Annotated in this window: 12 protein-coding genes; 6 read left to right on the forward strand and 6 right to left on the reverse strand. The window is 61.4% G+C overall.

Going from position 1 to position 12,270, the window contains the following annotated elements; translation table 11 throughout:
- The first annotated feature begins 61 nt into the window (after positions 1–61).
- On the forward strand, positions 62–223 hold the full coding sequence (locus ACSQ2Z_RS19615; RefSeq protein WP_436082744.1) for a hypothetical protein: 162 nt from the start codon (positions 62–64) through the stop codon (positions 221–223).
- Between the two features lie 199 nt (positions 224–422).
- Complete coding sequence (locus tag ACSQ2Z_RS19620; protein WP_436082745.1) at positions 423–611, forward strand: hypothetical protein; 189 nt, start codon at positions 423–425, stop codon at positions 609–611.
- A gap of 36 nt (positions 612–647) precedes the next feature.
- Here ACSQ2Z_RS19620 and ACSQ2Z_RS19625 read toward each other — a convergent pair whose 3' ends face one another.
- Positions 648–1,475, reverse strand: coding sequence for a bifunctional allantoicase/(S)-ureidoglycine aminohydrolase (locus ACSQ2Z_RS19625; RefSeq protein ID WP_436082746.1), 828 nt, complete (start codon positions 1,473–1,475; stop codon positions 648–650).
- A 188-nt stretch (positions 1,476–1,663) separates the two neighbouring features.
- Positions 1,664–2,818, reverse strand: coding sequence for an AI-2E family transporter (locus ACSQ2Z_RS19630; protein ID WP_436082747.1), 1,155 nt, complete (start codon positions 2,816–2,818; stop codon positions 1,664–1,666).
- Between the two features lie 616 nt (positions 2,819–3,434).
- On the opposite strand from ACSQ2Z_RS19630, the gene ACSQ2Z_RS19635 reads away from it, so the two are divergent.
- The 4 genes from ACSQ2Z_RS19635 (at position 3,435) to ACSQ2Z_RS19650 (ending at position 8,672) form a co-directional block, all read left to right on the forward strand.
- On the forward strand, positions 3,435–5,135 hold the full coding sequence (locus ACSQ2Z_RS19635; RefSeq protein WP_436082748.1) for a long-chain fatty acid--CoA ligase: 1,701 nt from the start codon (positions 3,435–3,437) through the stop codon (positions 5,133–5,135).
- A 123-nt stretch (positions 5,136–5,258) separates the two neighbouring features.
- Positions 5,259–6,899 (forward strand): glucose-6-phosphate isomerase, encoded by a 1,641-nt coding sequence (pgi, locus tag ACSQ2Z_RS19640; protein ID WP_436082749.1) that lies wholly within the window; start codon positions 5,259–5,261, stop codon positions 6,897–6,899.
- Between the two features lie 296 nt (positions 6,900–7,195).
- Positions 7,196–7,438: a DUF6894 family protein gene (locus ACSQ2Z_RS19645; protein ID WP_436082750.1), complete on the forward strand. Its 243-nt coding sequence runs from the start codon at positions 7,196–7,198 to the stop codon at positions 7,436–7,438.
- Between the two features lie 187 nt (positions 7,439–7,625).
- Positions 7,626–8,672, forward strand: coding sequence for a glycosyltransferase family 4 protein (locus tag ACSQ2Z_RS19650; RefSeq protein ID WP_436082751.1), 1,047 nt, complete (start codon positions 7,626–7,628; stop codon positions 8,670–8,672).
- Between the two features lie 228 nt (positions 8,673–8,900).
- Here ACSQ2Z_RS19650 and ACSQ2Z_RS19655 read toward each other — a convergent pair whose 3' ends face one another.
- From ACSQ2Z_RS19655 to pyrC, 4 genes are all read right to left on the reverse strand, one after another.
- The gene (locus ACSQ2Z_RS19655; RefSeq protein ID WP_436082752.1) at positions 8,901–9,827 is read right to left on the reverse strand and encodes a carbohydrate kinase family protein; all 927 of its coding nucleotides are present in this window, start codon (positions 9,825–9,827) and stop codon (positions 8,901–8,903) included.
- Positions 9,828–9,899: 72 nt separating this feature from the next.
- Entirely contained in the window at positions 9,900–10,598 is a 699-nt protein-coding gene (locus ACSQ2Z_RS19660; protein WP_436082753.1) for an orotate phosphoribosyltransferase, read from the reverse strand.
- Between the two features lie 134 nt (positions 10,599–10,732).
- On the reverse strand, positions 10,733–11,080 hold the full coding sequence (locus ACSQ2Z_RS19665; protein ID WP_436082754.1) for a DUF805 domain-containing protein: 348 nt from the start codon (positions 11,078–11,080) through the stop codon (positions 10,733–10,735).
- Positions 11,081–11,208: 128 nt separating this feature from the next.
- Positions 11,209–12,267: a dihydroorotase gene (pyrC, locus tag ACSQ2Z_RS19670; protein WP_436082755.1), complete on the reverse strand. Its 1,059-nt coding sequence runs from the start codon at positions 12,265–12,267 to the stop codon at positions 11,209–11,211.
- Positions 12,268–12,270: the final 3 nt, after the last annotated feature.

Below are 12,270 nucleotides of genomic sequence, written 5' to 3' on the forward strand. Positions count from 1 at the left end.
AAGCAAAGCGTCCTAACTTGTCCCACCACCGGCATGACGCCGGGCAGCGAAGGACAATGACATGTCGAACACGATCGAACACCCGCCCCACCCGCAAGACGCAACAATCGCGCTGTTCCTGCAGGAAGATAATGCGGACAGGCTGACCGACATCCTTGTCGATGCGCTCGATGAAGCCTTCAGAATTCTGAACGACGAACTGGTTTCCCGTCCGCTGCACTGACTTGCCACAATGAACCGGCGGTATGACACACCTCCGACGCAAGGATGTCATATCTACCCCGTATGATCGTCTCCCGTCATGCGGGTAACTGCGCTACAAATTTACTCCGGCAAACATGGTTAATTTTTAACTATTTTCCGGTTAGCAGCGTAGAACTTCGGCGGATTGGCCGTTGATGCGAAAACCGGGAGGACCTTAGATGATCTTCAATCTGCGCAAGCGCAAATGCGACGATACGGCAGACACAGGCACCTATGCCGACGGCGTTTTCGAGTTGCCGGTCATCGAGATCAACGCCACTCCACGCCGCCTTCGCGGCCATGTCGCACATCAGCGGGATTATGGCAGCGACCGTGCCATCTCGCCGATCCCTGCCGGCCTTGCCTGAGGCACTCCGGCAGGCGAACGCTGCGGCCGCGAGTGCTCAGGCCCGCGGCTTCAGCTTCATGTGGCGGTTGACGTCCTTGTAGAGCAGGTAACGGAACTTGCCGGGGCCGCCAGCGTAACAGGCCTGCGGACAGAAGGCGCGCAACCACATGTAGTCGCCAGCCTCGACCTCGACCCAATCCTGATTGAGCCGGTAAACCGCCTTGCCTTCCAGCACATAGAGGCCATGCTCCATGACATGGGTTTCGGCAAAGGGGATGACCGCCCCTGGTTCGAAGGTGACGATCGTCACATGCATGTCGTGGCGCAGGTCGGCGGTATCGACGAAGCGCGTTGTCGCCCATTTCCCATCGGTGCCCGGCATCGGGGCCGGCGCGATGTCGGCTTCGTTGAGGAAAAGCGCCGGCGGCACATCGAGACCGTCGACCAACTCATAGATCTTGCGTATCCAGTGGAACCGCACCGGTTTGTTGCGGGTGTTGCGTACGGACCAGTTGCTTGCCGGCGGAATGAAAGCGTACCCGCCGGGTGACATCTGATGGACCTTGCCGTCCAGCGTCACGGTCAGTTCACCCTCGACGATGAACAGAACGCCCTCTGCGTCCGCATCCGGCTCCGGCCGGTCGCTGCCGCCTCCCGGCGCCACTTCCATGATGTATTGCGAGAAGGTCTCGGCGAAACCGGACAGCGGCCGCGACAGGACCCACAGGCGTGTGTCCTCCCAGAACGGCAGATAGCTGGTGACGATGTCCATCATCACGCCCTTGGGGATGATGGCATAAGCCTCGGTGAAGACGGCGCGATCGGTGAGCAGTTGCGTCTGGGCCGGAGCGCCGCCGGTAGGGGCGTAGTAAGTACGGTTCATCGGATTTCCTGAACTCTCGAATGGATTGGCCTGGGCGGCAAGCCGTCGCAAGGCGCAGGCAATCATTAGCGCAACGGCGCATCGAGATCACGCGGCAATTCTCCCCGTCTACGGATTCAGTTTCGTCAAAAGGGAAGAGGTCAGCACCAACTTGATGTTGCCTGCGCGTCAGCGGTCAGCGGCGCAGCTTATTTGATGATCGCGCCTGGCGGTGGCGGCGGGTTCGTCACTTCGTGCAACCATTCCCGCCAGATCGCCACCAAAAGCGCCATCAGCACCGGCCCGACGAAGAGGCCGAGGAAACCCATGGTCTTGACGCCGCCGACGAGGCCGAAGAAGGTCGGCAGGAAGGGGAGGCTGATCGGTCCACCGACAAGCCGCGGGCGCAGGGTCTTGTCGACAATGAACAACTCGATGGTTCCCCAGGCGAACAGGGCGGCGGCGGCAACTGGCGAGCCGCTGGCGAAAAGATAAATCGACACCAGGGTGAAACAGAGCGGCGCGCCGCCAGGGATGAGCGCCATGATGCCGGTGATGATGCCAAGGGTCACCGGCGAGGGAACCCCTGCCAGCCAATAGGCGACGCCAAGCACGATGCCTTCGCCGATGGCGATAACACCCATGCCGGTCACTGTCGAACTGATGGTCAGCGGCACGATGCGCGACACGCGCTCCCAGCGCATCGGCAGGATACGTTCTCCGAGACGGTCAAGCTGGGCGACCAGTTTCTCACCGTCGCGATAGACGAAAAACAGCGTGATGAGCATGAAAAGCAGCGTCAGGAACGACTGGAACGCGGAAGCGCCGACGACGAGAACGCCACGGTAGATATTGCCGATGTTGGAGCCGCTGACGAGCTGCACCAATTCGCCGATGGCACCGGGATGGCCGACATATTTCGCCCATTGCGTCCCAAGCCAGACACCGGCGCCGGGAATCTGCGTCAGCCAGACCGGCACAGGCGCACCGAACTTATTGGTCTCGATGGTCCAGGCCACCCACTCGCGGACTTCATCGACCGCGTAGACCGCGGCCAGCGAAATCGGTGCGACGATAAAGGAAATCACCGCAATGATCGCAATGGTCGCTCCGAGCGTCCGGTTGCCGCCGATGGCAGCAAGCAGGCGGCGATAGATCGGCCAGGTGGCAAAGCCGATAACCAGTGCCGCCAGCACCGGCACCAGGAAACCATGGAAGAAATAGACGCCGGCGAGCAGCACGAAGACCAGCAGCCAGCGCGCGGCCGAAATCGGCCCGACAAGCGCCGAGCGTTCATAGGCCGGACGACCGAAAAGACGCGGCTCCGACGGTGCCTCGTCCCGTTCACGATTGCTCAGCTGCAAAAGGCATTCCTCCACATCCCGTCAAGATGACAGCAAAACTCACGGCTTACCACATGTTTCCGTTTCCCTGCGGCAACCCCGGAAACATGCGGCATAAGTAAGTATGACCGCATGGTCAACACAAGCGGATGACAATCGAATTTCCAACGAAGAACCGAGAGCCAAATTCGAGCGTTTCGTTGTGGAAGGCCAACCGTTGCCCATTCGACCGGTCAACCGGCGACAGGAGGACATCGATGCCGGCGACCGGTGCCGAATCTGGTTGTTAAAATGGAAAGCCCCGGCGTGAGAAGAGCCATTGGCTTATTGCAACGCAATATATCTTTTTTGCATCCGCTCGCAAACATTGCTGCAAAGCACATGTCGCGAAATCTGTTCAGGCACGACCAAACGACCGGGCGATATATTGACGTTTACGTCAAGGTCATATAATCCGGAATGTGCTTGATGGGGCGACACAAAAGCTTCATCCTGATCAGGGTGGACGATCTGGAGGGATTGTTCGCTCATGCGCAACGGCTGCCGGAGACATTTTCGGACAGGCCGTGCGGGAAAAGGGAGAAACGCTGCGCAGCCGTCTTGCGGCGCGGCGGCGGTTGCATCAGGGAGAGAGACCATGCCGGACACATTGATTCAGACGCCCGGACCCCAGGCCGCCAAGCCCTGGTTGCAGTCCTATCCGCCGGGCATGCCCGCGGAGATCGCCCCGTCGCCGCACAACTCCATCTGCGAGCTGTTTGCTGAAGCCTGCGTGAAATACGCCTCGCGGCCTGCCTTCACCTGCATGGGCAAGACGCTCACCTTCGCCGAACTCGACGCCGAGAGCCGGAAGATCGGCGCCTGGCTGCAATCCACCGGCCTTGCCAAGGGCGACCGCGTCGCGGTGATGATGCCGAACATCCTGCAAAACCCGGTGACCGTTTACGGCATTCTACGTGCGGGCTATGCCGTCGTGAACGTCAACCCGCTTTATACGCCGCGCGAACTCGAGCATCAGTTGCAGGATTCCGGCGCCAAGGCGATCTTCGTATTGGAAAACTTTGCCCATACCGTCGAGCAGGTGGCGGCACGCACCGACCTCAAGCACATCGTCGTCGCCACCATGGGCGACCTTCTGGGGCTCAAGGGCCTGATCGTCAACATCGTCGTGCGCAAAGTCAAGAAACTAGTGCCGGAGTGGTCGCTGCCCGGGCATCTGTCCTTCAAGGCTGTCCTGGCAAAGGGAAACAGCGCAACGCTGAACAAGGTCGATGTCAAGCCGGGCGATGTCTCCTTCCTGCAATATACCGGCGGCACCACCGGCGTTTCCAAGGGCGCGACGCTTACCCATGCCAATCTTCTTGCGAACATGGACCAGATGGGCCTGTGGCTTGAAACGGCCTTCCTGAACAAGAAGCGGCCGGATCATCTCGTGTTTCTCTGCGCGCTGCCGCTTTATCATATCTTCGCGCTGACGGTGAATTCACTGATGGGCCTTAAGACCGGCGGGCAGAATATCCTGATCCCCAATCCGCGCGATATCCCGGCCTTCGTCAAGGAACTGGCGAAGTACAAGGTCAACATCTTCCCGGGCCTGAATACTCTGTTCAACGCGCTGATGAACAATGCCGAATTCCAGAAGCTCGATTTTTCCGATCTGGCGCTGACCTTCGGCGGCGGAATGGCGGTGCAACGGCCGGTGGCCGAGCGCTGGGAGAAGATGACCGGCTGCCCGATCAAGGAAGGTTACGGCCTCTCGGAAACCTCGCCCGTCGCGACGGCCAACCGGCTGGACCTGGCCGAGTTCACCGGCACGATCGGCCTGCCCCTGCCCTCGACCGAGGTTGAAATCCGCGACGAGGCCGGCAACACGCTGCCGCTCGGCGATATCGGTGAAATCTGCATCCGCGGGCCGCAGGTCATGGCCGGTTACTGGCAGCGACCGGACGAAACCGAGAGGGCCATCTCGGCCGATGGCTTCTTCCGCACCGGCGATATCGGCTTCATGAATGCGCAGGGCCTCGTCAAGATCGTCGACCGCAAGAAGGACATGATCCTCGTCTCGGGCTTCAACGTCTTCCCCAACGAGATCGAGGAAGTGGCGATGACCCTTGCCGGTATTCTCGAATGCGCCGCCATCGGCGTTCTGGATGAGCACTCCGGCGAAGCCGTGAAGCTGTTCGTCGTCAAGAAGGACCCGAACCTTACCGAGGCCGAGGTCAAGGGGCATTGCGCCGCCAACCTCACCAACTACAAGCGGCCGAAATTCGTGGAGTTCCGCACCGAACTGCCGAAGTCGAATGTCGGCAAGATTCTGCGCAAGGATCTACGCGGCTAGGCGGGATTTAAATCCATTTAAAAAGCGCGGGCTTTTTTGCCGTTTGCGACGGGACAGGCTTGATTTGCGGTGGCCAAAGCGACTAGCTATCGCGACCTACCCGCGACGCAAGGAGCCCTCGCCATGAACGCGCCCGCCACCACCGCGCTTGTCAGCCAGCTGAAATCCACCGTCACCGACACCAGCGCGACCGATATCCGGGCCGCTTTCGCCAGCGATCCCAACCGCTTCTCGAAATACAGCGTGACGCTCGACGACATGTTGTTCGACTATTCGAAATGCGCCGTCAACGAGAAGGTGCTCGATGGCCTCGAAACGCTAGCCACGGCAGCCAAGGTCGCGGAAAAGCGCGATGCGATGTTTGCCGGCGAGACGATCAACATCACCGAGGGCCGCGCCGTTCTGCACACGGCGCTGCGCAACCGCTCCAACACGCCGGTCATCGTCGACGGCCGCGACGTGATGCCGGATGTCAACGCCGTGCTCGACGCCATGGGCGTCTTTTCCGACGGTACCCGCTCGGGCGCGCTGAAGGGCGCGACGGACAAGAAGATCACGGACGTCGTCAATATCGGCATCGGCGGCTCCGACCTCGGCCCGGTCATGGCGACGCTGGCCTTGGCGCCCGACCATGACGGCCCGCGGCTGCATTTCGTCTCCAACGTCGATGGCGCCCACATCGCCGATACACTGAAGCTGCTCGATGCCGAGACCTCGCTGTTCATCGTCGCCTCGAAAACCTTCACCACCATCGAAACGATGACCAATGCGGCGACGGCCCGCGCCTTCATCGCCGAAAAGCTCGGCGAGAAGGCGGTCAGCAAACATTTCTGCGCCGTCTCCACCGCCCTCGACAAGGTCGCCGCCTTCGGCATCGACAGCGACCGGATCTTCGGCTTCTGGGACTGGGTCGGCGGCCGCTATTCGGTCTGGTCGGCCATCGGTCTGCCGCTGATGATCGCGATCGGCAAGGAGAATTTTGGCGATTTCCTCGCCGGCGCCCATTCGATCGACAATCACTTCCGCACGGCGCCGCTGCGCGAAAACATCCCGATGCTGCTCGGCCTTCTCGGCTTTTACCATCGCAACGTGCTCGGCTATCCGACCCGCGCCATCCTGCCCTACGACCAGCGCCTGTCACGCTTCCCGGCCTATCTGCAGCAGCTCGACATGGAATCGAACGGCAAGGGCGTGACGCTCGAGGGAACGCCGGTCGACGGCAATTCCGGCCCGGTCGTCTGGGGCGAGCCCGGCACCAACGGCCAGCACGCCTTCTACCAGCTGATCCACCAGGGCACGAGCGTCATCCCGACGGAATTCATGATTGCCGCGAACGGCCACGAACCGCACCTGCGCCACCAGCACCAGCTCCTGATCGCCAACTGCCTGGCGCAGTCGGAAGCGCTGATGAAGGGCCGGACGCTCGCGGAAGCCAAGGCGCAAATGGCCGCCAAGGGGCAGGATGCCGCCTTCATCGAGCGCATTGCCCCGCACCGGGTCTTCACCGGCAACCGCCCATCACTGACCTTCGTCTACGATCAGATGACCCCCTTCACCTTCGGCCGCCTGATCGCAATCTACGAACATCGTGTCTTTGTCGAGGGCGCGCTGTTCAACATCAACTCCTTCGACCAGTGGGGCGTGGAATTGGGCAAGGAACTGGCGACGGGGCTTTTGCCGGTGGTCGAAGGCAAGGAGAGCGCCGAGGGACATGACAGTTCCACCGCTGGCCTCATTGCGGCGCTGCTGAAGGCGGCGAAGTAAATCCTCACCCTCCCCTTGGGGGAGGGTCGGCGCGCAGTGCCGGGGTGGGTGATCTTGCGGCGCCCTTGACTGTCACGCCCACCCGCCGCTTTGCGGCGACCTCCCCCTCAAGGGGGAGGTGGAGGGTGCCAGCTCCGGCATCTTCATCGCAGCCCCTCTTCTCATCAACCGCACGCCGTGAGCTGAATGCATGGTGAACGCCCAATTCAGCCTATATTCCAACACAATGCCCTATCCTCCCTATCGCAGAACAAACCAGAGAGATCTCCGGTGGCGCAGGGCTTTGGGGGAGCATCGTGCAGCACTACTTTTTCGATTTGCACTTCGGCGACGAACAGATCGTCGATGAAGACGGCATCGACCATTTCGATGAGGGGTCCGCCGTCTATTACGGACAGAGGGTCGCCGACAAGATCGGCCGCGACGCCGATTACAGATCATTGAAAGTGCATGTACGGTCTCCCGACGGCTGCATGCTGGCGATCATTGCCGCCTCTGCCGGCCGCGGTTGCGAGCAGGTGGCGTTGATCGGCCGTTGAGTTTGTTAAATTTCACCGTTGTTGTTCAGTGGGTTCCTCACCAGCACCCGAGGAGCGAAAGGGGCCGACGAGAGCAAATCATCCGCTTGTCATCGAATCATGATCAAAAAGCCTTGATGGCAGCCGCCAGACGATTCGACCATCAGCAAGTGCCCCGCCAGCGCGGAGCCGCGTCCAGGGGCGCATTATGGAAAAGACCGTCCTTGTTGTCACCGATGCCTGGCATCCGCAGGTCAACGGTGTTGTCCGCACCCTCGATGAACTTGCCCGATCGGTGAAGGAACGGGGGACCGCTATTGATTTCCTGACGCCGGAGCGGTTCACGACCTTTTCACTGCCATTTTACTCCGATATCCGGCTTGCGCTTCCGACCCGGCGGCAGGTGGCCGAGGAGATCGATGCACTGGCGCCAGACTATATCCATATCGCGACGGAAGGGCCGCTCGGCCTCGTGGCGCGCGGCATCTGCCTGCGCAGGGGGCTGCCATTCACGACGAGCTACCACACGCGCTTTCCGGAGTTCGTCAGCGCGCGACTGCCCATTCCGGAGAGTTGGAGCTACCGGTGGCTGCGCCAGTTCCACAATTCCGGCGATGGCATGATGGTGGCGACCGCATCGCTCGGCACCGAAATGGCGGCACGCGGCTTTCACAACATCAAGCGGTGGACGCGCGGCGTCGACACAGTTCTCTTTGATCCGGCGCGCCGCCGGAACTTGCCGTTCCCCCGCCCGATATTTCTCAACGTCGGGCGCGTGGCCGTGGAAAAGGGCCTTCCGGCCTTCCTCGATCTCGACCTGCCTGGCAGCAAGATCGTCGTCGGGGACGGCCCCGATCTCCCCCTGCTGCAGCAAAAGTATCCGCAGGTGCATTTCCTGGGGCGGCGCATGGGAACGGAGCTCGCGACGATCTACGCATCGGCAGATGTCTTCGTCTTCCCGAGCCGCGTCGATACCTTCGGCAACGTCATTCTGGAGGCGCTGGCGAGCGGCTGTCCCGTCGCCGCCTTTCCGGTCACCGCGCCGAACGACAATTTGGGGGAGGGCGGCGGCGTTCTGTCCAGCGATCTGCGGCAAGCAGCCCTCGATGCACTCGCATTATCGCGGGAAGATGCCCGGCAAAAGGCGCTCACATTCAGCTGGAGCGAATGCGCGGGGCAGTTTCTCTCGAATCTGGCCGGGGTTCCCCGCGGCGCGTTTGCGGGCCGCGGCCGGCGGTTGCGATCGATATCGTAGGTCTGCCCGGTATCGTCCGTTTCTTGCGCTGCAGCCCGCCGCAATACCACTCAGCCCGCTGTCGCGTTATCTAACCGATAGCCGGGGAGCGCTCTTTCACCCTCCCCATCGGGGAGGTCGGCACGCAGCCGGGGTGGGGTGACCTGCACGTATCTCGGTGACAATGGGTTTCGAGGCTCACCCCACCCGCCGCTCCGCAGCAACCTCCTCCCTCAAGGGGGAGGTAAATTACAGGCCGATTTCGTAGCTCCAGGGCGGGTTTGCACCGGCGCGCGACACGGTGACGGCGGCGGCCTTGGCACCCAAGGCCAGCGCATCGCGCACGGCGCTCTCGCTCAAGGTAGCGACCTGTTCCTTGGTCAGGAGGTTGTTCATCTTCAGCGAGGCGAGAATCCCGGCGTCAAAAGTGTCACCGGCACCGACCGTATCGACGACGGTGACTTTTTCACCGGGCACCGAAACCTTGCCGCGCGCCGTATAGCCATCGGCGCCATCGGCACCCTTGGTGATGACAATGAGCTTCGGGCCGCGCTGCAGCCATTTGCCGACCAGTTCCTCATGTGTGCCCTCCTCGCCGAACCAGTCGAGATCCTCGTCGGAGAACTTGACGACGTCGGACATCGCCGCCATGCGGAACATGCGGGCCTTGTGAGCTTCCGCGTCCTTGATGAAGCCGGGGCGGATATTGGGATCAAAGGAAATCACCCGCTTCTCGTGCTCGCGGGCCATCAGCGCTTCGTAAGTCGAACCGCACGGTTCGGGGATCAGGCTGATCGCGCCAAAATGCAGCGCTTCGCAGAAATCGCCGAGTGCCGGCAGGTGATCCTTGGTGATCATCCGGCCTGCGGTGTTCTCGTCGAAGAAGGCGTAGGTCGCCGAGCCGTTGACCAATTTCACGAAGGCGAGAGTGGTGTGCAGCGGTAGCGTCGCGCAGGGGCCGAAATCGACATTGCTGGATGCCAGCGTCTCGCGCAGCATGTCGCCGAACATGTCGTCGGAAAGGCCGGTGAAGAAGCCGGTCTGGATGCCGAGGCGGCCGAGCGCGATGGCCGTATTGAAGATCGCGCCGCCCGAATAGGGCGCAAAAGCCATCTCGCCTGCCGTCGTCTGACGCGGCAGCATGTCGATCAAGGCTTCTCCACAGCAAACGATCATGGCGATCTCCTCCCGTCCAAAATTACATTTCAATCGATTAGACCAAGACGGCTGAAAAGGCCAGTCCCGTTTTCAGGCGGCTGCAAGCGCGCTGACCCCGCCATTGCGCCCGGACCATTCGAGTGGCGCGTTGAGGAAGGATTCGACCTCCGACAGGGTCTTTTCATCGAACAGTTTCCGCGCCTTGGCGACTGCGAGAACGTCGCGCCAGGTGGCGATATTGTGCAGCGTCACGCCCTTTTCCTGCATCTCGGCGCGGGCCTTCGGGAAGATATCATAGTAGAACAGAGCGATACCATGATCGACCACGCCGCCGGCGGCGCGTATGGCGTCGATGAACGTAAACATCGAACCGCCGGCCGTGGTCAGATCCTCGATGACGAGCACGCGCGCGCCGTCGGGCATATGCCCTTCGATCTGGGCGTTGCGGCCATGACCCTTCGGCGCCTTGCGAACATAGATCATCGGCAGCGCCAGCCGTTCCGCGAGCATCGCTGCAAAGGGAATACCCGCCGTCTCGCCGCCAGCGATAACGTCGAACTGCTCGAAACCGGCTTCGCGCAATACGGTCGCAGCGGCAAAATCCATCACCGTCGAGCGGATGCGCGGATAGGAGATCAGCTTGCGGCAATCGATATAGACCGGGCTCGCCATGCCAGAGGCAAGCTTGTAAGGCTCATCGGCACGAAAATGCACCGCCTTGATTTCCCAGAGCATCTTGGCGACCAGCTCGGCCATCACGACCTTGTCGGGAAAGGATGTCTGGATCATCGGCGGTCTCCTGCAGCTTGGATTTTTGTATCCCGCGCATAGCAGTTCAGGCCTGCGAAAGCCAGAGGCGGAACGAACCGCTGGCGGCAGTGTTCGCCACGATTTGCGCCAATCAAGCGGTTCGCCGTCTTCAATCAGGCGGCCGGTGCTGGACCATACTCGTTGTCGCCAGGTGTGCCGGGCGTCGCGTAGAAAATGATCAGTACGACAAGGCCAACGATCGTGAGACTGATCAGCACCCACCAGCCGGTCCTGTCGGTATCGTGCAGGCGGCGAACGGCGACGCCAAGGCCGGGCAGCAGCAGAGCCAGTCCCGCCACAATGCTGAAAAGCTCGATGCCGATGCTGTTATCGACAGTCGTCGCAGCTATCGCAACCATGGTATTGAAAAGGGCGAACCACCAGAATTCCGGGCGGCTCGCCCGGCCCGTAAAGACGGCGTATTTGGAAAATGCGGTTATAACGGCCTGGTTGAAATTCATGACTCCCCCCCTGACGGTTAGCCGGAACCGGACGCGCTATTTCGTGCGCGCATTCCCGGAGGCCCGGACGTCAGAAAGAGAATATTCACAAACTCCGATTGAAAGAAGCGCTTTTTTCTCGCGAGAATTCAGCGTTCCGCGACGGTCCAGTGCAGCGGGAACATCGGATCGAAGACGGTGACGGTGCCTGCCTCCGTCTCGATCTTCTCCGGAAACTCTACCCGGTCCGCCTGTTTGCGCAGCGTGATCGATTCCTCGTTGACAGGCAGGCGGTACCAAGCCGGGCCGTTCAGCGAGGCGAAGGCTTCCAACTTGTCCAGAGCATTGTCTTGCTCGAACACATGGGCAAGGCAGCTCATCGTGTTGATCGAGGTATAGATGCCGGCGCAGCCGCAGCCGCACTCCTTCAAGGGGTCGACATGCGGGGCGGAATCGGTGCCAAGGAAGAAGCGGGCGTCGCCGGACGTCGCTGCGGCGCGCAGGGCGAGGCGATGCACTTCGCGTTTGGCAACCGGCAGGCAGTAATAATGCGGGCGGATACCGCCGACGAGAATGGCGTTGCGGTTGATGATCAGGTGATGGGTGGTGATCGAACCTGCGAGATTGGCCTTGGAGGACTTGATGTAGTCGATGCCGTCCCTGGTGGTGACGTGCTCCATCGTCACCTTCAGTTCCGGCAGGCGGGCGCGCAGCGGGTCGAGCACGGTTTCGATGAACATGGCTTCGCGGTCGAAGATGTCGACCTCCGGAGTGGTCACCTCGCCGTGAACGCAGAGCGGCAGGCCGATCTTCGCCATCCGCTCCAGCACCGGCATGGCATTTTCAAAATTGCGCACGCCGCTTTGGGAATTGGTTGTAGCGCCGGCCGGATAGAGCTTGACCGCAGTGATCAGGCCGCTCTTGTGCCCGGCTTCGACATCGTCCGGGTTGGTGCCTTCGGTGAGATAAAGCGTCATCAGCGGCTCGAAGCGGTCGCCTTTCGGCAGGGCTGCCATGATGCGCTCGCGGTAGGCCCTTGCGTCAGCGGTGGTGACGACCGGCGGCACCAGATTGGGCATGATGATGGCGCGGGCGAAATTGCGGCTGGTATCGCCGATCACGCCCTTCAGCATGCCGCCGTCGCGCAGATGCAGGTGCCAGTCGTCGGGGCGGCGGATCGTGAGTTCGGTTACGGCGTGCGTGCTCATGAC

Source organism: Pararhizobium sp. LjRoot235, assembly GCF_964254145.1.
In the GTDB taxonomy this organism is placed as follows: domain Bacteria; phylum Pseudomonadota; class Alphaproteobacteria; order Rhizobiales; family Rhizobiaceae; genus Pararhizobium.

What these genes read in the sequence shown, in the direction of transcription:
- ACSQ2Z_RS19615 (WP_436082744.1), top strand. Translation starts at nt 62, where the DNA reads ATGTCGAACACGATCGAACACCCGCCCCACCCGCAAGACGCAACAATC.
- ACSQ2Z_RS19620 (WP_436082745.1), top strand. Translation starts at nt 423, where the DNA reads ATGATCTTCAATCTGCGCAAGCGCAAATGCGACGATACGGCAGACACA.
- ACSQ2Z_RS19625 (WP_436082746.1), bottom strand. Translation starts at nt 1,475, where the DNA reads ATGAACCGTACTTACTACGCCCCTACCGGCGGCGCTCCGGCCCAGACG.
- ACSQ2Z_RS19635 (WP_436082748.1), top strand. Translation starts at nt 3,435, where the DNA reads ATGCCGGACACATTGATTCAGACGCCCGGACCCCAGGCCGCCAAGCCC.
- pgi (WP_436082749.1), top strand. Translation starts at nt 5,259, where the DNA reads ATGAACGCGCCCGCCACCACCGCGCTTGTCAGCCAGCTGAAATCCACC.
- ACSQ2Z_RS19650 (WP_436082751.1), top strand. Translation starts at nt 7,626, where the DNA reads ATGGAAAAGACCGTCCTTGTTGTCACCGATGCCTGGCATCCGCAGGTC.
- ACSQ2Z_RS19655 (WP_436082752.1), bottom strand. Translation starts at nt 9,827, where the DNA reads ATGATCGTTTGCTGTGGAGAAGCCTTGATCGACATGCTGCCGCGTCAG.
- ACSQ2Z_RS19660 (WP_436082753.1), bottom strand. Translation starts at nt 10,598, where the DNA reads ATGATCCAGACATCCTTTCCCGACAAGGTCGTGATGGCCGAGCTGGTC.
- ACSQ2Z_RS19665 (WP_436082754.1), bottom strand. Translation starts at nt 11,080, where the DNA reads ATGAATTTCAACCAGGCCGTTATAACCGCATTTTCCAAATACGCCGTC.
- pyrC (WP_436082755.1), bottom strand. Translation starts at nt 12,267, where the DNA reads ATGAGCACGCACGCCGTAACCGAACTCACGATCCGCCGCCCCGACGAC.